A 20,937-nucleotide genomic window follows, 5' to 3' on the forward strand; every position below is an offset into this window, starting at 1 on the left:
CTAAAATTTGAGCTAAGCGATAAGCGAAGCCAAATTTTAGTAGTCAATTCTTGCGAGTGAGTGGAATTTTAAAATTTGCTTCGTCATACATATAAATTTCAGATAAATTTTAATTCTTAGGTACGAGTTCTAAGACGTTGCAGGCTCGTTTGCTGCCCATTTTGCAAGCTTTATCAAGGGCATTTGCAGATAGATCAAAGCTCTGCTCTACGCCGTTTCCTTGCAGATATTTTGTAGCTAGCTCGTAGCAAGCTTCGCTGCTGCCATTTTCTCAAAGCGACTTAAATATCTCATAAGATCTAACCAGATCTTTCTCCACGCCAAGACCTCGCCCTAGCATATCAGCATATAAAAAGCAAGAGGTTTTGTCTTTGTTCTCGCACTCGCTTGAAAGCTTTTTAGTAAAGCTCTCGCAAGCTTTTGCGTCACTTTTGTTGATGCAGTTTTGCATATTTTCATCCCAGTTTGCACTTAGAGATAAAACGGCAAAGGCTAAAAATAAAATGGATTTTTTCATAAATTTCCTTGAGAGAGATAAACCCCCTTTGGGGGAAAGGGGGTCATTACAAAAAGGAGGTTTCTTGTTGGACAAGTGGAATAATACAAGCCTCGTCTAAATTTAAAACCAACTCTTATTTAACAAAAAACAATCAAACAAGATCTCTCTTGCTAAAGCCCAAATAGCCGCAAACTAGTAAGATCACGCCAAGCACCAAAGGATAGATGATCGCATAAGCTACGAAGGTCGTTTTTGAAAATGTGCCTAATATAAAGTAAGATGCAGTACCTATGACTGCTAAATTTGGGTCAAAAAGGCTAAGTGCGGCTATCCTAAAAAGCTCAATCGGATTTAACATCGCGATAGAGTAGATGACGTACTCATCGACAGAGCTTCGCATAAGCAGCCCAATGAGCGCTAAGTCGATAAAAGCTAGCATGATAAGCCAGAGCAAAAACGCCACGCCTTGGCCAGTTTCTTGGTTTTTTATAAGGCTTGAGATGAAAAAGCCAAGCGATAAAAAGACGATACTTAGGCTAAAAAGCAGACCAAAGTAGAGCACCAGCACGCCCCAAGGTATCGACACGCCCTTTATAAAGCCAACCACCACGCAAAGCAAAAGCGAGAACAAAAGCGGCACAAAAACGACAAATGTCCGCCCAAGCGCCTTGCCAAAGTAGTACTCTTTAAGGCTTAGCGGGAAGCTTAGCACGTATTCAAGCAGGTTTGTATCCCTGTCTTGATTTATGCTTCTAACGGTTGAGATAAGGATAAATATCGGCACGATGATGACACAAATTTGTATAAACAAAAGTAGCGCCCTTGTTAGTCCAGAAAAGCCTAGCACGCGCGAGTCGGTCACTCCGCTAAATAAAAATCCTATCATCAAAGCAGAAAAAAGAAGCGCATAGATCGCAAACCACCTTGAGCGAAACGACTCTTTGACGTCTAGCTTTGCTATTAAAAAAAGGTTATTCACTCTTGCTCCTTAAATTTTCTTCTTTGATGATCTTGCCAAGGTCCATATAGACGCATCTATCGAGCAAATGAGCGATCTCATCTATGCGGTGCGAGATGAAAACTAGCGTCTTTTTTTGCGTGAAGTTGTCAAGTAAATTTTTAAAAGACTCCCTTGCTTTTACATCTAAATTTGCCGTTGGCTCGTCAAACATCAAGATTTCGCTATCTTTGGCAAATGCGATGGCTATTAGCATCTTTTGCTTCATACCGCCAGAGAGTTTGTAAAAGGACTTGTTTAAATTTGCATGCAGATCAAGCTCTAAAAGCTTGCTAAATTTCTCTATCTCTTCAAATTTGACATTTGAGCTTTTGCAGACAAATTCGCAAAGCTCACGCAGGCTAAATTTAAGCGGTGGCGGGGTTTGGGGCACAAATGAGATAAATTTCAGCGCCTCTTTTCTATCTTTTAGGGTATTTACGCCATTTATCGCGACACTTCCGCTATTTGGCACAAACTCGCCCAAGATGATACGCATGAGCGAGCTTTTGCCAGCTCCATTTTGCCCAAGTATCGCTATCTTTTCGCCAGCTTTTACATTTAGACTGACGCTATCAAGTATCTTTTGCGAGCCAAAAATTTTCGTTACTTCTTTTATATCTATCAAAAAATTTCCTTATATGAGTTTCTTAAAGCCGTTGTCAAATTTAAGCGCATCTTGGTGGCAAACGTCGATACACCTGCCACAAAGCGTGCAGTCAGCCCCAGCTATCCTAAAGAGCTTTTTACTATCGTCAGTTTTTGCGCCCTTTTTTGTCATAAAAAGCACGTGTGGCACTAGGCAAACATCGGTGCAAACTAAGCAGTGGTCACACTTTTCTTTATCCCAGCTGACCTTTATCGCATTTGGCTTAGCTAGTAGCGAATAGGTCGCTCCAATAGGGCAGACATATCTGCACCAAGCCCTGCGTGAGAAGAAAATCTCAACCACAAGCATAGCTACAACTAGCCAGATAGCGTGAAAGTAGCCATAGATGATAAATCTTGAAAATATCCCAACGACGTTAAAAATTTCAAAGACAAGACTTGAGCTAGCAAAGCTAAGAGCCAAAAACAAAATAGTAAAAGCGTATCGCCACTTTGTATCAAAAACTCTCGGCTTTACTATCTTTTTGGCGCGTAAATTTTCATGAATTTTCTCAGCTATCTCGCTTATGAGTGAATACGGGCAAACCCACGAGCAAAAGCCCCTACCGCCAAAAATGATGTAAAAGGTTAGGATACTAAGCGAGCCAATTAGTAAATTTACATGAATTTCATGCGTTGCCAAAAAGACTTGCAAGCTCATAAATGCATCTGCTAGGTGAAAGCCAAGTATCCTTGAAGCGCTGATGTCGCCCTCTAAAATTTGCACATCGACCCTATAAGAGAGCACAAATAAAAGATGCACTAATACGATAGTAAAAATTCGCCAAAAACGTATGCTTGGGCGCTTTTTGCCATCTTTTGTAGTCGTTATTAGCGTGCTTAGAAAGCTTACATTTCTAACGGTCGCACGAACGTTATATTTATCCATTTTTACTTTTTAAATTTAGAAATTTCATCAGCAAGGTTGTTTAGATCGCTGTCGCTAACATTTGTCAGCAAGCCCTTCATAAGCGTGTTTTGCACCTTGCCAGCCTTATAATCAGCCAGTTTTTTTAGCAGATCCTCTTTGCTTAGATGAGTGATATCAGGCGCTACGACGCCCTTGCCATTTGCGCCGTGACATGGTGCGCAAGAGGTTAGGTATTGCCTGCTAACGCCTTCATTTTGCGTCTTAGCCACGCTTAGGCTTAGCTCTTTTACCTTTTTTAGCTCATCTTCGCTGGCAAATTCTTCGCTAGACTTTGACTGCTGCTTTGTGAAATTTTGCTCCACTTTTGGCTGAACACTAGCTTCTGCTTTCTCCTTTTTAGGCGGAGTTTGGCTTAGCATAAACACCATGATGCCACATATCAGCACCGCTAAAATGATCGTTATGATTTTTCCGATTTTCATTGTTTGCTCCTAAACTGCGCATTAAAATCGCTTATCTCTTTGGCTAAATTTCTAACCTCACTCTCATCCATCTTTTTAATAAGATCACGCATCAAAACATTTACCTTTTCCTTGCTCTTGTAGGCGTTTATCATCTTGAAAATTTCATCCTCGCTCTTTGTTAAAAGAGATGGTCCGATTATGCCATTTGCATAGTCGTCGTGGCAGGCTGAGCACTTTGTGATGAAGTTCTTGCTAAGTCTGCCCTTTATAAGCCTTAAATTTATACTTTGAAGCGGGCTTTTTACCATGGCAAGCGCCCCGATCTGGCGGCTTACGTTGTTATCTTCAAGACCAAATTTAACGCTTTTTTCGCCGTGCATGTCGTATTTTATAAATTCATTTTGCTTATTTGCACTCTCATTATTTTCACTTTTTTCGACCTTTATACTAGCACTTGTCGCTACTTTTGCACCTTGCTCGCTAGCAGCCTCTTGCGCTTTGTCCTCGCTCTTTTCACAGCCGACAAATAGCAACGCAGCAGCTATTAAAGGTATTATTACTCTCATTTTTTCTCCTTGTAAATTTCATCATAACTCATCTTTGGGGCGATATTTATGATCTTTGCTGGGCAGACCTCAGCACAAACCCCACAACCAACACAGCCATTTTTTATAAGCGGCAAATTTGCCTCGCTCATTGCTATCGCGCTATCGCCAACTGGACAAAGCGTGACGCAAAGATCGCAAATTTGACCGATCTTGCCTTTTATCTTATCTTTTAACGCCTCTTCTCTGTCGTTATAGGCTTTGCGATCAAGCAGATGTTTAATGCCAGTTTCGCTTAAATTTTCTCTTTTAACGCTCAAACAGGCAGCCGTGTCACTTAAAACTGCAACGCCCATTTTGACATCGCCCACAACCTTTGTCGCGTGATCGAGCGCACCGCTAGGACAGGCTAGCACACATGGGAAAAGGTCGCACAAGTAGCATCCTCGCTCTTTGGCGTCGATGTGAGCTGAGCCACTTGAGTAGCCATCTTCTATATCAAGTAAATTTATGCTGTGATATGGGCAGACTTGCACGCACTGACCGCATTTTACGCAAAGATCATCAAAGTCATCAACAGCACCTGGCGGTCTAAGATAGAGTTTGTCGCCACTACTTTTTGGCAAAAACTTGCCTATGGCGTATCCAGCCACTGCTGCGGCTGAGCCTATTATCATAAAATTTCTTCTATCCACGTTTCGCCTTTAAAGCGTTGAAATTTGAAACATCAAGCGGTTTTATCCTAGGCGAACTATCTTCAAGTAGCTTTATCGGCTCAGAAAATGGAGCGAGTTTAGCTAAGAAATTTAAGACGCTAAAGACGCTTGAGCCATAGAAAAACTGCAAATTTGGATAGTACTGCCAGAGCTGATCGATGTATGAGAGGTGCAAAAATGGCGTGTCGCCGTAGCCATCTTTATCTCTATCAAAGCTCTCATACTCGTCATAATAGTTTTTGCTCCATCTATTTAGTAGCATCTTTTCGCCTGGGGTGTCGTTTACGACGATGTCCATGTTGCCGATAAAGTCGTTGTTTTCAAAGATACTTGTGCCTTGCGTGGCGTGAAAATAGACGCCAACTACGTTGTGTAAAATTTTATTGCCTATAAAATTTATAGTTGATCCTGGCTGAAACGGCGAGTTATCAAGCAAGATGCCACGCGCGTTATAGACAAGAGTGTTGTTTTCTATCGTAAAGTCAGACACGTCCTTTAGTCCGATGCCGATGCCAAAGGCGCCGTCGCTATCCATAACTAGGTTATTTTTTATATTTGAACTAGCTGAATACATAAAAAACATACCAACAGCGTTGCCGATAAATTCGTTATTTTCGACTAAATTTTGATTAGCATACATAAAATGCAGTGAATATCTGCTGCCAACTGCTTTGTTGCTTAGAAATTTATTGTGGCTTGCGTACCATGCGACCATGTCACGACTGTCACGGATATTGTTGTGCTCGATCAAATTTTCATGGCTATACCAAAGTCTCACCGCGTCACCTCTAAAGCCAAGGCTAGCGCCCTTTTTTGAGGTGATGTTGTTTTCAGTGATCTTTGAGCTACTGCACTCTTTAAAGTCAATCCCAAAAAGCACATCGCTTATGTCGTTTTTAGAAATTTCAACGTTATTTGCCTTGTCACAGCCTATGCCAGCGTCAAGTTCACCAAGGTCGTTGCCACTGCCACTTATCTTTAAATTTTTAAGTGTCACGTTTGAAGCGATGATCTTTATAACGCTGCCCTTGCCCTCCCCTTTTATGTGGGCATTTTTGCCCTCGCCGATGATAGTAAGAGGCTTATTTATCGTTATGCCCCCTTCATAAACGGCATCTCCTAGCTTTATCACATCGCCAGGGCTAGCGTTATTTATCGCATCTTGAAGGACATTTGCAAAGCCAAAAAGTGGCAAAAAAACAAGGACAAATTTAGAGAATTTACGCATTTAGCTCTTTTTTCTTTGAAAATACCGCAAGTATGCAAAGCACGCTCATCACCATCATCACCCAAAAGCCGATAGTTGGATAAGAGTGCGTTGTAAAGTGCGCCACGCTACCATCGCCTAAGACCGTTGGCATAAATGGCTTGATCTTAAAGGCGCCCCACTCTTGCATATTGTGTCCATACCAGTATAGCCAGCCCACAAATGCGCTCATAAATAGCACTGGTGCGATGATGGTTGGCACCATGAGAAGCGAGTTAAATTTACCGTCATAGTATAAAAATGCAAGCATGCAAAGTGTGGCGATAAGTAGATAGTAAGGTGCGATCGCTCGCTCGACATTGCCGCCATGCTCCATAGGATACATGCCGATGTAGTGGTTTATCGTATTCATCTCGTGCACGTCGCCACTATATCCATCTACGTGAAAATATACAGGTATGCCATCTGGAAAGGCTGCCTTTGGATAGTTTGGCGCTTCAAGAGATACGTACCAGATAGGGAGTGATGGCGTGCCGATCTCTGCTTTTTGCTCGATCATCTTATGAAGATCACTTGCTACCTCTTTTGGTAAAAGGTGGTTTTTATACTGAAATGAGCTATAAAGATCGTAGATGGTGTAAGCATAAGATGGTAGCTCGTCGCCATTAGCTATACGATCTTTTGCTCCGTGCCAGCCAAGAACTGGCAGAGTAAAACAAACGCTCATGATGATAAGTGCAACAATGGTATAAATTTTATATTTACTCATAATCTCTCCTTTAAATTTTAAAATTTAGCCTAGCAAAAGTTAAATTTTAAAATTTAAAAGGGGCAAAAATGCCCCTTAAAACTACATACCTGCGTTTTCGTCTATCCATTTTAGATACTGGATGATATTTTTGATCTCTTCGTCACTCATGTGCTGATTTGGCATTCTAAGTTTAAAGAAATCAATCATCGCTTTAACGTAGTCGTCGTTATAGAATTTAGCAGGGTCTTTTATAAAGTCTGCTACCCATTTTTCGCCGTTTTCATGTCTTAGCAAGACGCCAGTTAGATCTGGACCTGAGCTTACTTGACCGATAACGTGGCAGCCATTACATCCGCCTTTTAGATAAGCTTCTTCGCCTTTTGCAGCAGCTGGGCTCATCGGAGTTGCGATCTCTTTAGCTAGGTTGTTTTTAGCTCTTAGACCAACGTCAGCAGTTTTAACCATGTATTGCCATACTTGGTACTCCCAAAGGATAGCGCCATTTACGTCGCCTTTTTTGTAAGCTTCGTCAGCTTTAGCTTTTACCTCTTTGATGTGGCCGTATTGATCAAGTGCGTCATCAACCAAAGCTTTTACTTTTGGATATTTCTCATAATGTTTCTCTTTTAGGTATTTAACAACCTCTTGGATAACATCATCAGTTGCTTTGTTAGTTGCGATTACTTTGTCGTACTCAGCTTTTAGAGCCTCTGGACTTAGAGTTTTTAGCTTGCTATTTTTTGCAGATTCATATTTTTTATTTGGATCTTTAACAAGTAAATAACCCATCATCTCTAGGTGAAGTGCTGAACAAAACTCGGTGCAGTAGTATGGGAAGACGCCTTCCATATCAGCTACGAAATTTACTGAAGCAGTTTTGCCAGGCTCAAGTGAAGCGTGGATGTTGTAAAGGTCGATGCCAAAGCCGTGAGTCTCATCTTGAGCGCGCTCTAGGTTTGTTAGGTGGATAGTTACGTTATCGCCTTTATTTACCTCGATGTGCTCTGGGTTGATGTGGCTTCTGATCATTGTCGCATAGACAGTTACGTTTTTGCCGTTTCTCTCAACTCTTTCTTGACCAGCTAGGGTTGCGTATGGGCTAGCCTCGCCTGTTCTTGAGTTTGTACCCATATTGTAAGTAAGCGCTGGAGTTAGCTTGCTAGCAGCGATTGAGACAACGTCGTGTGGCTCACCAAGTGGGATAGGCATATCATAGATTAGATCCATTTTTGCACCAGTGATGTCTATTAGCTGATGGTTTTGTGGATGGAGTGGGCCAACTGGGTTGAAGCGATCGATTGAAAGTTTATCAAGAGCGATTGCGTATTTGCCCTTAGGTTTTGCTGATTTGCCCTCCATTGTGTCAAGGTGACCAATGTTGTAATGAACATTTACTTTATCAAGCACTTTTAAATTTTTGTAGTCCCATTTTACGATTTGGCTATCAACGTAAAGTGAAGTATAAAGTATGCCATCTTGTGAGTCAAATGATGTGTGCAGTGGTCCAAGGCCAAGTTCGACTTGTCCGTGCATTGACTTTTCTCTATCTAAGATAGGTATGCCGTATGGGTCAGTGCCAGCGTACTCTTTTTTGTCGATTAGCTCTTTGATCTTTCTAAAGTCATAAACTGATGCGTGAGTATCAAGCTTACCGCCAACGATGATGTATCTGCCATCTGGGCTTACGTCACAACCGTGTGGGCTCTTTGACTCTGGGATCAAAAATAGTGCTCCAGCTTTTACAGCAGCTTCTATCGTAACTACCCTGTGACCATTTATAACTTTGTAGTTTTTCTTGTCTTGTGCAAGTTTTTCTAAAATTTGCCAGTTATAAACGTGCAAGAAGTCGGTGTCGTTTCTACTAGCGCCTGCCTCAAATGGAGGAAGACCTTTTTCGATACCACCTGTATACATCTCGCTATTTATTGAGTTTGTAAAGCCCCAACCGTAGCTCTCGCCCTTACCAGCGTCACTTAAGTCTTGCCAGTATGGAGGAAGCTCAAGTGAGAAAGATGCTTTCTCGTCGATCTTGCCTTTTGGATAGTCAAATTTCCAAAATGTCACAGCACCTCTATAAACGGCTTCGTAGTCGTCCATTGAGTGATAGTTATCATCAAGTGGAGCTGCGTACTGGCTAGCTTCGATGACGTACTCACTGTTTGGAGTGATGAAGCTACCGCCATGCTCACTCTTCATGATAGGGTTTACGACCATTTGAGTTGTCTCAAAGTCTTTTAAATTTATAACAGCGATCCTTGGGTTTGCCTTGTCGTTGATAAATAGATAATCACCAACATACTCACCATTTTTCTCAGTGAAATTTGGGTGGTGTGTATCGCCCCAAGTTATCTCTTTGCCCCTGATGTTGCCTTGTTTTAAAACAGCTTTTGACTCATTGTCATAGCCATATCCTTGCCAAGGCTCTGGGGTGAAAACGCCGATGTATTTGTAAATTCTCATCGACGGAACGCCATAAACTAGCACTTGACCACTCTGCCCGCCAGATGAAAAGACGATGAAATCATCTTTTTTACCGCTTGGCTGATAAGTCTTAGCAGCTGCAAGGACATCTTTTTCGCTTAGCCCGCGCTCTTTCATGACTTTTTCAAGGTCACTACTAGCAGCACAAGCAGCAGTTAAAGATAGCCCAAGCAACGCAGCACTTGCGACACAAAATAACTTTTGCATTTACTCTCCTTTTTAAAATGAATTTATCTCTAAACTCTTTGTCTTATTACCTAGATCCACGCCAACAAGCACGTTTTTATCTATAAAAATTTCTTTTATCTCGCCGCTAAAAAGCTCTTTTTTACCCTTTAGCTTAAAGCTTTTGTCAAATTTATAGATTACTCCGTCCTCACTAGCTACTAAAACTTCATCTCCCGCGCAAGCAAGAGCTGAAATTTTAGATCTTAAAATTTGCTTTTTAGCTCCACTTTTAAGATCTAAAATTTCTCCGTTTCTAAAGCCTATGAAAATTTCATCATCACTAAATTTACAGGCACTAATGGGCGCAAAGCCAACGCTTTTTTGCTCTTTTGCATTAAGCTTGCTATCAAGCAAAAATGCCTTGCCATTAAAGCTTGTAAAAAACACTCCCTCACCAAGCGGTAAAAAGCTAGAAATTTTATAAACATTGTTAAAATTTTTTGATATAAATTTTTTAGAACTCTTGTCAAAAATGGCGGTTGTTACGACATTTGCCATATCGCAAGCGACGTAAATTTTCTCTTTATCCAGCAAGATATTTGAAACCTTACAGCCAACATTTGGCAGTGCAAATAAAAATTCCTTCTCGCTAGTTACCTTTACGATCTCGTTGTTTAAATTTGCAACGTAAAAAGAGCTCTCATCGTAAGCACATCTTTGATCTTTGTAAATTTTCTCCTTTAGCCCTAGGCTTTTTGTCTCGCCATCTTTTACAAAGATGATGTTTTGACTATTTTCATCGACTAAGCAGCCCTTACTCTCAGCAAAAAGCGCCATCAAAGATAAGCTAAGACATAGCAGAAATTTCATTATCTAGGTTGCTTTCATCGTAAATTTAAAATTTGTAAAAACTATACAAGCATAACTCTTAAAAGCAAATTAGCGATTAATTTACTTTTTTAAGCATTTAAAGAAAAATATCAGTAAATTTTTTTAAATTTTGCTATTTACAATAAATAGACTTTGTAATTTAACGGATAGAAATATACTTTTGATAAAATTTATTATCTATAAAAGTTCGTATTTTAGGCATATTATGCATTAAAAATTTAAATTATAAATATTTTTTTAAAAAAATTATTTAAATTAGATAATTATATTAAGAAATGAAAAAATCCTCTTGCCTTTTGAGCAAAGCTTAATTTTTAGATTTTTGATATTTTTTTGCTTAAATTTGCTGATAACTTAAATTTGCTTAAATAGGCTATAATCCATCAAAAAAAGGAGAGATAATGCTAACACATTTAGATGAAAAAGATCGTCCAAAGATGGTCGATGTAAGCCCAAAAGATCCCACAAAAAGAGTAGCAACTGCTAGCGGGATCATCAAAATGAGCAAAGATGCTTTTAAGGCGATCAAAGAAAATACCGGCAAAAAAGGCCCAGTCATCCAAACAGCCGTCGTCGCTGCGATAATGGGCGCTAAAAAGACAAGCGAGCTAATACCTATGTGCCATCCACTAGCCATTTTGGGTGTGGATTGTGACATCGAGGAGCTGCCTGAAATTTGCGCTTTTAAGCTTTACGTGAGTGTCAAGATAGAGGGCAAAACAGGCGTTGAGATGGAGGCGCTAACAGGCGTGAGCGTTGGACTTCTTACCATTTACGACATGGTAAAAGCCATAGATAAGGGCATGGAGATAGACAACATCGTGCTAGAGAGCAAAACAGGAGGCAAAAGTGGCGAATATATGCGATCTAAATAATAAAAAGGCAAAAATCGACTACCCAACACACTGGGAGTATAAAGTGATATTTGACGCTGGCGTAAATGCCGAAGAGAAGGTAAAAGAGATAGTAAAAGATAGAGAATTTAAGCTAGTTTTTTCAAAATTTAGCAAGGATAAAAAATACGCTAGCTATGATCTAACCGTGCTAGTTTTGAGCGAAGAAGAGAGACTGGAGATATTTTCAGCCCTAAAACACGAAGCAAAATACGTTTTATAAGGTAAAAATATGGATAAACTTGAGCAAAATTTACGTGATTATAAAGATAGCGAGGGGCTACTAACTAGCATAAAGGCTCTTTGCAACGACTTTTTTAGGGACGTCTCAGACAAAGACGAAAACACACTGCCTGATCTTTTGAAGCAAAAGATGAACGAGCTTTACGACAAGATGGATAAAGAGAGCCTCATAAATGCCAAAAACCTAAAAAGCGCTATGGAGGGGATAAATCAGGCCCTAGTTAGCGGCGAAGAGAAGGAGCTTTATGAGCTATTTGATAAAAGAGATGAGATAAATAGAGCCATCGAGACAAAGCGTGAAGAGATAAAAAATAGGCTAAAAATTTCATTTGAAGCGGCCGAAGAGGTCGTAAAAGATAGAAATTTTGGCGAAAAAGAGGAAATTTTAGAGCTTTTAAACAACGCCATTATCAGAGAAACAAGGATGCTTGGTATCTTAAAAGAGAGCGCTCAAATCGCCTTTCTAACGACACTTGAAGGTGCAAAAGATGTCGAAGAGACTGCTGGTGCGATAGCTAAAAATATGACCTACGCTGCGATAAGAGGCGGGGAGTTTAGCAAAGAGCGAATGTTTGAAATTTCAAAAAATATCATCAGTGCAGCTGGAAATTTAGCAAATGAGGGGCATATATTTGCAAAAGAGCTCATAAAAGGCGCGATAAATGGCACGAGAGATGGCATTTTAAGAGCTATTGAAAAGCTAAAAGATGAGGCTAAATTTGCTCCAGACGAGCTAAGGCTAAACTCACAGCTTTTAAATTTAAAAAACGTAGATGAAGAGTTTATAGCGCTTCTTAAAGAGCTTGAAAACGAATTTGATGGCGTAGCTAAAAGCGAGATCGAAAGCGTGATAAATAGCGAGCTTGACACAAATCTAGCAAAATTTAAACGCATAAGTGATCAAGCGATAGAGCAGATCAGCTCAAGGCTTGAAGAGCTAAAGTCAAACGGCGTTGCTAAGCTTATGAGCGAGGCAAATAATAAATTTGAAGCTCTAAAGCAAGAGCTAAATGACAAGAGCAAAAAGCTAAAGCTAAATTTTGACGCCAATGACAAGCTTGAAGGCCTCAAGCAAGATATCGCGGAGTTTGAGAAAAAGGCGAACGACAAGCTTGAAGACATCAAACAAATGGATATAAAAACAGAAGCTAAGAAATTTGGCGATAGAGCCTATCAAGCCGCAAAAGACTTTTTAAACGTCATAAAAAAAGATAAAAAAGAGGAGTAAATTTGCCAAGCTTTTTGGCAAATTTATCATTTTGGCTAGGTCTATCCAACCTAGCCCTTTTACAACTTAAATTTATAAAAATAGATAGAGTAAAAACGCACCCAAGATCAAGCGGTAGATGACAAAAGGTAGCATCCTGATCCTTGAGATGATCCCCATAAATAGCTTCACGCAGATATAAGCACTAACTGCACTTATGATGACGCCAAGGGCGATGTCGCTCCAAGGAAGCGCATTTGGATCTTTTATAAGCTTGATGCTCTCAAGTCCGCCAGCTAGGATAATGACAGGTATCGAAAGTAAAAATGAGAAATTTGCACTGCCTTTGTGGCTAAATCCTAAAAAAAGTGCCGCTGTCATCGTTATGCCTGATCTTGAGACGCCAGGGATGAGCGCCACAGCCTGCGCTAAGCCTATGATGAGAGCAAATTTTATGGTCATTTCGTATTCGCTTTTGTTTGTTGAGCGAAGATCAGCAAAGTAAAGTGCGATGCCAAAGATGATCGTTGTAACTGCGATCACAACGCCGCTTCTTGCGTACTCTTCGATCACGTTGTTAAACAAAAGCCCAAAGATGCCAACTGGGATAGTGGCAAATCCCACGCACCAGACAAGCAAGCTATCACCCACCATCTTTCTTTGCGCGATCGAGGCAAAAAAGTCGTGAAGTAGCTTAAAAATCGTATCTTTAAAATAAAAAAGTATCGCGCTTAGCGTACCAACATGCACTGCCACGTCAAAAGCAAGCCCTTGATCTGGCCAGCCAAGTAGCTTTGGCACCAAGATGAGATGAGCCGAGCTTGATATCGGCAAAAACTCGCTTATGCCTTGCACCAAGGCCAAAACGATAACGTGAGAAATTTCCATAAAATGCCTTTTTGATTTTAGATTGTAGCTGGGGATTTTACTCCCCAAAGTTAAATTTTATATAAGTTCGCTAGCAAAATTTGCAAGCTTTTGCGGAGTAAATCCGAAGTGATCAAATAGCTCATTTGCCTTGCCGCTGGCGCCAAAGCTGTTCATGCCATAAACTGCGTCAGCAAATTTATACCACTCATAGCCAGTTGCTGCCTCAACTGCGATGATGGTTGTATTTTTATCTAAAATTCTAGCAACATACTCAGCTGGCTGCTCGCAAAGTAGATCAAAACAAGGCGCTGATACGATGTTTGCACCCACACCTTGCTCAGCTAAAAGTGCGGCTGCTTTTACGCAGAGTGAGACCTCGCTGCCGCTTGCTATAAATGTGATCTTTGCATCTTTTGCCGAGCTTAAAAGATATGCGCCGTTGCCAACCTCGCCAAATTCGCCTTTTGCAAGTGGGTCAAGCCCTTGGCGGCTAAGTACAAATGCACTTGGAGCGTTTAAATTTAGAGCCGCTTGCCAGCTAGCTGCGTTTTCGTTGCCATCAGCTGGGCGGAAAGTGTAGAAATTTGGCATCGCTCTAAATGTGCTAAGCTGCTCGATAGGCTGATGTGTCGGACCATCTTCGCCAACGCCGATGCTATCGTGTGTGAAGACGAAAAAGTGCTTGATGCCCATTAGCGCTGCTATCCTTGCACTTGGCTTTAGATAGTCGCTAAAGATGAAAAATGTCGCTGAAAATGGCAAGAAAAGACCGTATCTGGCGATGCCATTGTTGATAGCTGCCATGGCGTGTTCTCTGATGCCGTAGTGGATATTTTTGCCATTTGGGAAGTCGCCCATGCCCTTTAGCTCGGTCTTGTTTGAAGGAGCAAGATCAGCGCTACCGCCGATAAAGCCAGGGAGTTTTTTCGCTATCTCGTTTAAAATGACGTGGTTTGTATCTCTTGTGGCTAGCTTTTTGTCGCTAAAGTCTGGAAATTCGATCTTGCTAAAGTCTGGATTAAGAAGTGAGTTTAATAAATTTTTGCCTTCAATGCTTAACGCCTCAACCTTTTTGTTCCACATCGCCTCTTCAAGATCGCCCTTTTCAACTGCACCTCTAAATCTTAAAAGCACGTCCTCGTCGATAGCAAATTTCTTCTCAGGGTCAAAGCCAGCTGCGGCCTTTGCCTTTTTGATGATCTCTTCGCCAAGCGGTGCGCCGTGGCTGTGGTGGCTGCCCTCAAGCTCCATTGCGCCGCGTGCTATGTGCGTGTTTGCGATGATGAGATATGGCGACTCTTTCTCGTTTGCTTGTTCAAGTGCAAATTCGATCTGGTTGAAGTCGTGTCCGTCGATGCGTGCGACCTCCCAGCCCTGCGCCTCAAACCTCGCCTTGACATCCTCGCTAAATGCGATCGCTGTATCGCCCTCTATCGTGATGTTGTTTGAATCATAAATGAGCACAAGGTTGTCTAGTCTTAAATTTCCTGCGATCGAACATGCCTCGTAGCTTATGCCCTCTTCAAGATCGCCGTCGCCGCAAAGGCAGTAAATTTTATGATCGATTATTTTATTATCTGGCTCGTTTAGCACGTTTGCAGCGTATTTTTCTGCCATGGCAAGGCCAACTGCATTTGCTACGCCCTGACCAAGTGGGCCAGTAGCCACCTCAACGCCTGGAGTGTGAATTTCTGGGTGTCCTGGGGTGTTTGAGCCAAGTTGGCGAAATTTCTTAAGCTCATCTAGGCTTAGATCGTAGCCGCTTAGATGTAAGAAGCTATAAACCAAGCTTGATGCGTGACCACCGCTAAAAACGAGCCTATCTCTGTTTAGCCATTTTGGATTTTTAGGGTTGTGTTTTAAAAAGTTGCTTAAAACCACCATGATATCGGCTAGGCCCATAGGAGCACCTGGGTGTCCGCTGTTAGCGTTTTGCACCATATCAGCGCACAAAAATCTTATAGTATCGGCTTGTTTTTTTAGCATATGATCTCCTTTTATTGCGTCAGATTATACAAAAAAGTGATTAAAACTTGCCTTGCATTTTTGCCCAAAATGTCTAAAAAGTGATATAAATTTACAAAATTTACGCACTATCTTAGGTGCTTGTCTGTAAGCTCTAAGATCATTTTTGCAATGCTTGCATCTATCTGTTTTAGTGCCTCTTCTATCTCGCAAATAAGCTCATCTTTTTTCTTTTTTGCACCAGATAGACCAAGTAAATTTGTAAATGAGTTTTTAGCTAGATCGTTATGCACGGGCTTTCCAGCGGCCGCTTCGTCGCTTGTAAGATCGATGATATCATCTTGTATCTGAAAAGCAAGCCCAAGCTTTAAGCCGATATCATAAATTTTCTCGCACTCTGTTTCGTCTAAATTTACTATCACAGCGCCCATTTTTAGGCTTGCAGCGATGAGCTTTGCGGTTTTGTGGATGTGTAAAAAGACTAGTTCATCAAGGCTTAGCATCTTGCCAGAGAGCCCAAATTTAGCCTTTGCTCTTTTGATGTCATCTTTGTTTGTATTTTCAAAGAAACAATCAAGCGCCTGACCTAGTACCATGCCGCTAACGCCAGCATTCTCGCTTAAAATTTCAACGCATTTTATACGCGTGTCAGCTGGCAACTTGGCACGTGAAATTTCATAAAAAGCATGCGTGTTTAGCGCATCTCCTGCAAGTATCGCAGTCGTCTCGTCGTATGTGACGTGAAGCGTTGGAGTGCCACGCCTTAGGCTTGCGTTATCCATAGACGGCAGATCATCGTGGATGAGCGAGTATGTATGCATCATCTCAAGCCCCAAAGCCACTCTCATCGCCTTTTGCGTGAGGCTTTTATCCACATTTTCGACCACACCAAGAAGCAAAAGCGCCCTAAAGTGCTTGCCTCCAGCCTTTAGCATAACGCCAAGCGCCTCCTCGTAGTAAGGATGAAAGCTCGGCGCCTTTGGCAAATTTGCATTTAGAAATTTTACGAAGTCCTCAAGCAGGCTCATTTTGGCACTCTTGCAAAGAACTGAAAGTCGTTTCTAGTAAATAAAAGCACGAAATTTTGCAGGTCGCTAATCTTTTCTAAAAGCTCCTCGCGGCTATTCACACTCTCTTTGTTGTAGCCTAAAATTTTATCGCCGATCTTGATGCCAAAGATGTCGGCATTTGACTTTGGCTCGACCTTAGTAACTACTAAATTTTTATCAACCGTGATACCATAATCCACCAAAACTTTATCATCTAGCAAGCTCTCAGGCGACTTTGGCATGACATTTAAATTTGGCAGGTCAAGGCTTGAAGGAGAGTCAATGTCTAGGCTTTGGTTAAATTTCACATCCCCGCTTACTGGGACTTGAAAGAGTAGCTCTTGCCTATCACGCTTCACGATGATATCCAGTTTTGCGCCCTTTGGAGCAAAAAGCACCATCTCGTTTAACTCTCTTAGGCTCTTTGGCTTGATGCCATTTACACTAACAAGCTCATCATCTACCATCATCATCTTACCGCGGCCCAGTGGATCAACAAGACCCACAAAAAATTTATCCTCTTTTTGTAAGAATTTCACGCCGATATCGCCGTAATAGACATCATCGTAAGATACAAAGTGCTTTAGATAGCGATTTGGTATAAATTTATCAGCTCCAACAGCTATGCCTATCATCTTGCAACAAGGCGTGTTTATCTCGCCAGTTGCGTTGTACTCAAAACTTAGCGTGTCAAAGTCGCCTAAATTTTGCCCCAAAGACTTGATGTGACCCATGACGGTGTTATTAGAGTCGTTTAAGATGCCAACCCAAGTGCTCTTTTTTATGCGCTCCTCGTTGGTCTCATCAGCCATCACGACAGGGCTTAGCTCCTTGCTAGAGCGCACTAAGAAAAGCTGCAAATATGGGTCAAATTTGACATATTCGCCAAGCGGAGCTCCCTCGCTTTTTGGCACTGCGATCAAATTTTTAGTGATAGCCACGCCAAAGTGTTTATTTACCGAGACGATCGAGTTTTTGTTCTTTTCAAAGCAGGCGTTAAAGTCCTCTTGCGTAGGCCTAGGATCGGCGTTTAGACAAAGCGCTGATAGCAAAAAAGCAAGGGCAAATTTATAATTTAGTCTCATTTTATCCCCATCGAAGCAAGGCCGCCAAGCATCCTTGAAGCGGTGTTTTTCTTATCGGCCTCAACCGACTTTAGCACGTCATTTACGGCGCTTATTAGCAAAATTTGCATGCTCTCTTTATCTTCAAGCAAGCTATCATCTATGCTGATATCAAGTATCTCGCCGCTGCCGTTTGCTCTAACGCTCACCAGCCCACCACCACTTTTTGCTCCAAATTCTTTATTCTTGCTCTCTTCTTCCATCTGCTTGGCTTGCTTTTGCACATCTTCAAGCATCTGCCCCATCTTTGAAAAGTCAAATCCCTCAAACATCGCCTACTCCTTTATGATCTCGTTTTTGTTATTTACGTGCACGATGGTTGGCTTAAATTTCTTAGCCTTTTTAAATTTCATACTAGCATACGCCACGATGATGACCACGTCGCCAACGCAGACCTTTCTAGCAGCTGCGCCGTTTAGGCAAATTTCGCCTTTTTTGCCCTTTATCACGTAGGTGGCAAATCTCTCGCCGTTATTTACGTCTAAAATTTCAACCTTTTGATTTTCTATCAAATTTGCAGCCTTTATAAGCTCCTCGCTGATGCTGATCGAGCCAACATAGTTTAAATTTGCGTCTGTTACGACGGCTCTGTGGATCTTACTAGCTAAAATTTCTATTGTCATTTTCTGCCTTGTTTAGTTTATTTGCACTCTATCACTGGTCTGTTTGCTAAAAATTTCTCGTTAAATTTCTCTGCCTTTAGCGTCTTTTCTAGCTCGTCAAGAGTTTTGAAATTTCTAGCAAAAGATACGCCGACTAGCCCACACTCGCTCGTTTTTGTAACATCTAGTGTTATCTCGTAGCTGTTAAATTTTGGATTATTTGGCTCTGGATAGTAAATTTCCTCACGGTAAGAGCTGTCGCTACCTATCTTTTCTATCTTAAATTTGCCCTTTTTTGGATCTGTGGTTTTTTTTATCGCTGTTATAAAATCATCTATGTTTTTGATGCTTGGCGCATAGGTAACGCTGATTAGCTTACTCCATCCATAGCCGCCCTCATCTTCCAAATAATACTCCACCGTAAATTCATTTTGGTATTTTTGGTGATAAATTTGGCCGTCATACTCTATCTTTTGTGGTAGGTTACTCACCAGATAGCTCTTTTGGTTTGCGCTAGATTGTGGCTTTTGCGGCTCTTTTTGAGCGGTGGCACATCCTAGTAGCAGCGCACTACAAGCAGCCACAAGGGCTAAATTTAAAATATTCATCGTTTTTCCTTTCGTAAGCTAGTGGGATAAAATTTCAAGCACTACTTCTTTGTCGCTAAATGGGTGCTTGACGCCCTTTATCTCCTGATATGGCTCGTCGCCTTTGCCAAGTATGACAAGCGCCCAACCAGGCTCTAGCTTGCTAATGGCTAGCGCGATCGCCTCTTTGCGGTTGGCGTTTCGTATCAAATTTTCATTTTGGCTCATGCCAGCGCAAATTTCATCGATTATGCTCTCTGGCTCTTCGCTTCTTGGATTGTCACTTGTGACTATGCAAATTCTTGCGTATTTTTGGGCTATTGCTCCCATTTTAGGGCGCTTTGTCCTATCTCTATCGCCGCCTGCGCCAAAGACTGCGATCAAATTTAGATGTCTAAGCGAGTTTAGCACCTTTTCGATGCCATCAGGCGTATGGGCAAAGTCCACGATGACTAACGGATCGGTGCTAACGACCTCCATCCTACCACTCACGCCTTTAAATTTACTTATCGCCTTTGAAAGTGCGGCTGCGTCTGGACGCTCAAGAAGGCAAACGGCGCCAAGGGCGGCGATTAGATTGTAAAGATTAAACTCGCCTTGAAGGCTTGAGTCTATCTCTACATCGCCATTTGGCGTCTTGATAACTGCGTCTATGCCGTCTTTTAGCCCATAAACTATCGGCGCAAAGCTGGCTGGCTTTTTGACCGCGTATGTGTAGGCGTTTTTTGGGTTAAATTTAACGCCACCATCATCAATGTTTATGAGCTTTACGCTCTCATCGTCAAAGAAGCTCGACTTAACCCTAGCATACTCCTCCATGCTCTTGTGGTAGTCGAGATGGTCTTGAGTTAGGTTTGTAAAAATTTTTAGAGCAAATTTCAAGCTCTCTATGCGCTTTTGAGCGATCGCGTGCGAGCTAACCTCCATCACGAAGTACTCACAGCCCTGCTCGCTGGCTACTTTTAGGTATGAGAGCGTCTTTAAAATGGCACTTGTTGTAAGCGCCTTGTCATCTATCTGCTCGCCCTCTATAAATGCCCCTCTGGTGCCACTTAGGCCGCATTTTTTACCTAAATTTCGCAAAGTCTCGTAGATAGCCGCAGCCGTTGTGGTCTTGCCATTTGTCCCTGTGATGCCAACTATTTTTAAGCTTTCATCGATCTTTAAAAGCTTTTTGCACTCTTCAAGGGTGATTATCTTAGCGCCCTTTTTTGCCGCGTCCTCTGCAAATTTCGCATTTGCAGTAGTTTGCACAAAGTATGCACCCTGCTCGCACTCGTTTGAGTCATCTGTTATGAAGCTATTTTCTACTGATATTTTCATCGTTTTGTCTTTTTTGTATCTCTTTAAAAAGCTGATCTATACGCTCGTCGCCGCCAAACATCACCGCCGCACTCTCAAGGTAGTTCATGCTCATGTCGATGAAGTCATTTTTTATCAAATTTCCTAAAAATTCCAAAAAATCGTCTTTGTTTGAGATCATTACCTTGGTTGAGAACATGATGTTTTCAAAGACCTTTTTAAAGCTGCCGTCCTTATAAACAGCCCTTTTAAAGTCCTCGTAGCTGATCGCGTCTTGCTCTTCAAAATACTCGCTCTCCTCGTCTCTGGACTCTAAAATTTTTAAAATTTCCTCCACGCCCTCGTCGTCTTCGCCGGCTCTTACCTTCGCCATGTAGTAGTCAAACAAGAGCTTTGCCTCCTCGGCATTTTCCTCGCCAAGAGAGCAAATTTGTATCAAAAATAGTAAATTTTTCTCCTGCGTCTTTTCGTAGGCTAGTGAAAAGTAAAAGATCGCATCTTTAAATTTAGAGCGTTTGAAATATTTTATGCCTATTTTTTTATAATCTATCAATGTCAAATTCCTCGCCTATTGGGACATTTATGACCTCAAGCTCTGGATGAATGTCTATGCGAAGTTGCCTTTCGATGCCGTATTTTAGCGTGGTTGTGCTAGCTGCGCATCCATGACAATGTCCTGTTAGTCTTACGTAAATTTTGCCGTTTTTTATGCCAAGTAGCTCCATGCCGCCGCCGTCATTTTCAAGCATAGGCAGCACCTTTTGCAAACTCGCAGTCACTGGTTTTAAAAGCTCTTCATCACTAAATGGGATCATATTTTTTCCTTAAATTTTTTAGCTATTATAGCAGATAAAGTG

24 protein-coding genes are annotated in these 20,937 nt (G+C 41.5%); 3 read left to right on the top strand and 21 right to left on the bottom strand.

Annotated features, from left to right (window positions below; genetic code table 11):
* Positions 1–271: 271 nt before the first annotated feature.
* From F3G91_RS10435 to F3G91_RS05975, 11 genes are all read right to left on the bottom strand, one after another.
* Positions 272–517 (bottom strand): hypothetical protein, encoded by a 246-nt coding sequence (locus tag F3G91_RS10435; RefSeq protein WP_223227834.1) that lies wholly within the window; start codon positions 515–517, stop codon positions 272–274.
* A gap of 133 nt (positions 518–650) precedes the next feature.
* A complete protein-coding gene (locus F3G91_RS05930) occupies positions 651–1,478 on the bottom strand; it encodes an ABC transporter permease (RefSeq protein ID WP_012140532.1) in 828 nt (275 codons plus the stop codon).
* Positions 1,471–2,124, bottom strand: coding sequence for an ABC transporter ATP-binding protein (locus F3G91_RS05935; protein WP_103580951.1), 654 nt, complete (start codon positions 2,122–2,124; stop codon positions 1,471–1,473). The genes F3G91_RS05930 and F3G91_RS05935 overlap by 8 nt, the downstream gene beginning before the upstream one ends.
* Before the next feature lie 9 nt (positions 2,125–2,133).
* Entirely contained in the window at positions 2,134–3,033 is a 900-nt protein-coding gene (locus F3G91_RS05940) for a NapH/MauN family ferredoxin-type protein (protein WP_149701009.1), read from the bottom strand.
* Positions 3,034–3,035: 2 nt separating this feature from the next.
* Positions 3,036–3,497, bottom strand: a complete 462-nt coding sequence (locus F3G91_RS05945) for a c-type cytochrome (protein ID WP_012140533.1) — start codon at positions 3,495–3,497, stop codon at positions 3,036–3,038.
* A complete protein-coding gene (locus F3G91_RS05950) occupies positions 3,494–4,045 on the bottom strand; it encodes a c-type cytochrome (RefSeq protein ID WP_012140534.1) in 552 nt (183 codons plus the stop codon). The genes F3G91_RS05945 and F3G91_RS05950 overlap by 4 nt, the downstream gene beginning before the upstream one ends.
* On the bottom strand, positions 4,042–4,719 hold the full coding sequence (locus F3G91_RS05955) for a 4Fe-4S dicluster domain-containing protein (protein WP_048809891.1): 678 nt from the start codon (positions 4,717–4,719) through the stop codon (positions 4,042–4,044). Before F3G91_RS05955 ends, F3G91_RS05950 begins: the two co-directional genes overlap by 4 nt.
* Positions 4,712–5,968: a nitrous oxide reductase family maturation protein NosD gene (locus F3G91_RS05960; RefSeq protein WP_149701010.1), complete on the bottom strand. Its 1,257-nt coding sequence runs from the start codon at positions 5,966–5,968 to the stop codon at positions 4,712–4,714. Before F3G91_RS05960 ends, F3G91_RS05955 begins: the two co-directional genes overlap by 8 nt.
* Positions 5,961–6,716: a cytochrome C gene (locus tag F3G91_RS05965; protein WP_149701011.1), complete on the bottom strand. Its 756-nt coding sequence runs from the start codon at positions 6,714–6,716 to the stop codon at positions 5,961–5,963. Before F3G91_RS05965 ends, F3G91_RS05960 begins: the two co-directional genes overlap by 8 nt.
* An 81-nt stretch (positions 6,717–6,797) precedes the next feature.
* Complete coding sequence (gene nosZ, locus F3G91_RS05970) at positions 6,798–9,386, bottom strand: Sec-dependent nitrous-oxide reductase (RefSeq protein WP_149701012.1); 2,589 nt, start codon at positions 9,384–9,386, stop codon at positions 6,798–6,800.
* Between the two features lie 12 nt (positions 9,387–9,398).
* Positions 9,399–10,217: an ATP-dependent protease gene (locus F3G91_RS05975; RefSeq protein ID WP_149701013.1), complete on the bottom strand. Its 819-nt coding sequence runs from the start codon at positions 10,215–10,217 to the stop codon at positions 9,399–9,401.
* A 419-nt stretch (positions 10,218–10,636) separates the two neighbouring features.
* Here F3G91_RS05975 and moaC point away from each other — a divergent pair, with 419 nt between their 5' ends.
* The 3 genes from moaC to F3G91_RS05990 are packed head-to-tail and all read left to right on the top strand — an operon-like array spanning position 10,637 to position 12,602.
* Positions 10,637–11,113: a cyclic pyranopterin monophosphate synthase MoaC gene (moaC, locus tag F3G91_RS05980; RefSeq protein WP_180543840.1), complete on the top strand. Its 477-nt coding sequence runs from the start codon at positions 10,637–10,639 to the stop codon at positions 11,111–11,113.
* A complete protein-coding gene (locus F3G91_RS05985; protein WP_149701014.1) occupies positions 11,088–11,354 on the top strand; it encodes an HP0495 family protein in 267 nt (88 codons plus the stop codon). The genes moaC and F3G91_RS05985 overlap by 26 nt, the downstream gene beginning before the upstream one ends.
* A 9-nt stretch (positions 11,355–11,363) precedes the next feature.
* Positions 11,364–12,602, top strand: a complete 1,239-nt coding sequence (locus F3G91_RS05990; protein ID WP_149701015.1) for a hypothetical protein — start codon at positions 11,364–11,366, stop codon at positions 12,600–12,602.
* Between the two features lie 72 nt (positions 12,603–12,674).
* Here the strand turns inward: F3G91_RS05990 and F3G91_RS05995 are convergent, their stop codons facing one another.
* From F3G91_RS05995 to F3G91_RS06040, 10 genes are all read right to left on the bottom strand, one after another.
* On the bottom strand, positions 12,675–13,469 hold the full coding sequence (locus F3G91_RS05995; protein ID WP_103598708.1) for an undecaprenyl-diphosphate phosphatase: 795 nt from the start codon (positions 13,467–13,469) through the stop codon (positions 12,675–12,677).
* A gap of 57 nt (positions 13,470–13,526) precedes the next feature.
* Entirely contained in the window at positions 13,527–15,437 is a 1,911-nt protein-coding gene (gene tkt, locus F3G91_RS06000) for a transketolase (protein WP_149701016.1), read from the bottom strand.
* 107 nt (positions 15,438–15,544) lie between these two features.
* Positions 15,545–16,444: a polyprenyl synthetase family protein gene (locus F3G91_RS06005; RefSeq protein WP_149701017.1), complete on the bottom strand. Its 900-nt coding sequence runs from the start codon at positions 16,442–16,444 to the stop codon at positions 15,545–15,547.
* Positions 16,441–17,550, bottom strand: coding sequence for a DUF7488 domain-containing protein (locus F3G91_RS06010; RefSeq protein ID WP_149701018.1), 1,110 nt, complete (start codon positions 17,548–17,550; stop codon positions 16,441–16,443). The genes F3G91_RS06005 and F3G91_RS06010 overlap by 4 nt, the downstream gene beginning before the upstream one ends.
* Complete coding sequence (locus F3G91_RS06015) at positions 17,547–17,861, bottom strand: YbaB/EbfC family nucleoid-associated protein (protein WP_002941513.1); 315 nt, start codon at positions 17,859–17,861, stop codon at positions 17,547–17,549. Before F3G91_RS06015 ends, F3G91_RS06010 begins: the two co-directional genes overlap by 4 nt.
* 3 nt (positions 17,862–17,864) lie before the next feature.
* Positions 17,865–18,212, bottom strand: a complete 348-nt coding sequence (gene panD, locus F3G91_RS06020; RefSeq protein ID WP_021087260.1) for an aspartate 1-decarboxylase — start codon at positions 18,210–18,212, stop codon at positions 17,865–17,867.
* Between the two features lie 17 nt (positions 18,213–18,229).
* Complete coding sequence (locus F3G91_RS06025; RefSeq protein WP_149701019.1) at positions 18,230–18,799, bottom strand: HI_0983 family protein; 570 nt, start codon at positions 18,797–18,799, stop codon at positions 18,230–18,232.
* Between the two features lie 18 nt (positions 18,800–18,817).
* Complete coding sequence (locus F3G91_RS06030; RefSeq protein WP_149701020.1) at positions 18,818–20,101, bottom strand: UDP-N-acetylmuramoyl-L-alanyl-D-glutamate--2,6-diaminopimelate ligase; 1,284 nt, start codon at positions 20,099–20,101, stop codon at positions 18,818–18,820.
* Positions 20,079–20,633, bottom strand: a complete 555-nt coding sequence (locus tag F3G91_RS06035) for a hypothetical protein (RefSeq protein ID WP_009295268.1) — start codon at positions 20,631–20,633, stop codon at positions 20,079–20,081. The genes F3G91_RS06030 and F3G91_RS06035 overlap by 23 nt, the downstream gene beginning before the upstream one ends.
* On the bottom strand, positions 20,620–20,895 hold the full coding sequence (locus tag F3G91_RS06040; protein WP_009295267.1) for a NifU family protein: 276 nt from the start codon (positions 20,893–20,895) through the stop codon (positions 20,620–20,622). Before F3G91_RS06040 ends, F3G91_RS06035 begins: the two co-directional genes overlap by 14 nt.
* Positions 20,896–20,937 lie beyond the last annotated feature (42 nt).

This window comes from Campylobacter concisus (assembly GCF_902460715.1).
GTDB classification, from domain to species: Bacteria; Campylobacterota; Campylobacteria; order Campylobacterales; family Campylobacteraceae; genus Campylobacter_A; species Campylobacter_A concisus_AK.

Bases quoted from the DNA above. Each gene is read 5' to 3' on its own strand.
- F3G91_RS05950 (WP_012140534.1), bottom strand. From the start codon at position 4,045: ATGAGAGTAATAATACCTTTAATAGCTGCTGCGTTGCTATTTGTCGGC.
- F3G91_RS06005 (WP_149701017.1), bottom strand. From the start codon at position 16,444: ATGAGCCTGCTTGAGGACTTCGTAAAATTTCTAAATGCAAATTTGCCA.
- F3G91_RS05960 (WP_149701010.1), bottom strand. From the start codon at position 5,968: ATGCGTAAATTCTCTAAATTTGTCCTTGTTTTTTTGCCACTTTTTGGC.
- F3G91_RS05940 (WP_149701009.1), bottom strand. From the start codon at position 3,033: ATGGATAAATATAACGTTCGTGCGACCGTTAGAAATGTAAGCTTTCTA.
- panD (WP_021087260.1), bottom strand. From the start codon at position 18,212: ATGACAATAGAAATTTTAGCTAGTAAGATCCACAGAGCCGTCGTAACA.
- F3G91_RS06040 (WP_009295267.1), bottom strand. From the start codon at position 20,895: ATGATCCCATTTAGTGATGAAGAGCTTTTAAAACCAGTGACTGCGAGT.
- F3G91_RS06025 (WP_149701019.1), bottom strand. From the start codon at position 18,799: ATGAATATTTTAAATTTAGCCCTTGTGGCTGCTTGTAGTGCGCTGCTA.
- F3G91_RS05945 (WP_012140533.1), bottom strand. From the start codon at position 3,497: ATGAAAATCGGAAAAATCATAACGATCATTTTAGCGGTGCTGATATGT.
- F3G91_RS06010 (WP_149701018.1), bottom strand. From the start codon at position 17,550: ATGAGACTAAATTATAAATTTGCCCTTGCTTTTTTGCTATCAGCGCTT.
- tkt (WP_149701016.1), bottom strand. From the start codon at position 15,437: ATGCTAAAAAAACAAGCCGATACTATAAGATTTTTGTGCGCTGATATG.
- F3G91_RS05965 (WP_149701011.1), bottom strand. From the start codon at position 6,716: ATGAGTAAATATAAAATTTATACCATTGTTGCACTTATCATCATGAGC.
- F3G91_RS06015 (WP_002941513.1), bottom strand. From the start codon at position 17,861: ATGTTTGAGGGATTTGACTTTTCAAAGATGGGGCAGATGCTTGAAGAT.
- F3G91_RS05975 (WP_149701013.1), bottom strand. From the start codon at position 10,217: ATGAAATTTCTGCTATGTCTTAGCTTATCTTTGATGGCGCTTTTTGCT.
- nosZ (WP_149701012.1), bottom strand. From the start codon at position 9,386: ATGCAAAAGTTATTTTGTGTCGCAAGTGCTGCGTTGCTTGGGCTATCT.
- F3G91_RS10435 (WP_223227834.1), bottom strand. From the start codon at position 517: ATGAAAAAATCCATTTTATTTTTAGCCTTTGCCGTTTTATCTCTAAGT.
- F3G91_RS05995 (WP_103598708.1), bottom strand. From the start codon at position 13,469: ATGGAAATTTCTCACGTTATCGTTTTGGCCTTGGTGCAAGGCATAAGC.
- F3G91_RS06030 (WP_149701020.1), bottom strand. From the start codon at position 20,101: ATGAAAATATCAGTAGAAAATAGCTTCATAACAGATGACTCAAACGAG.
- F3G91_RS05990 (WP_149701015.1), top strand. From the start codon at position 11,364: ATGGATAAACTTGAGCAAAATTTACGTGATTATAAAGATAGCGAGGGG.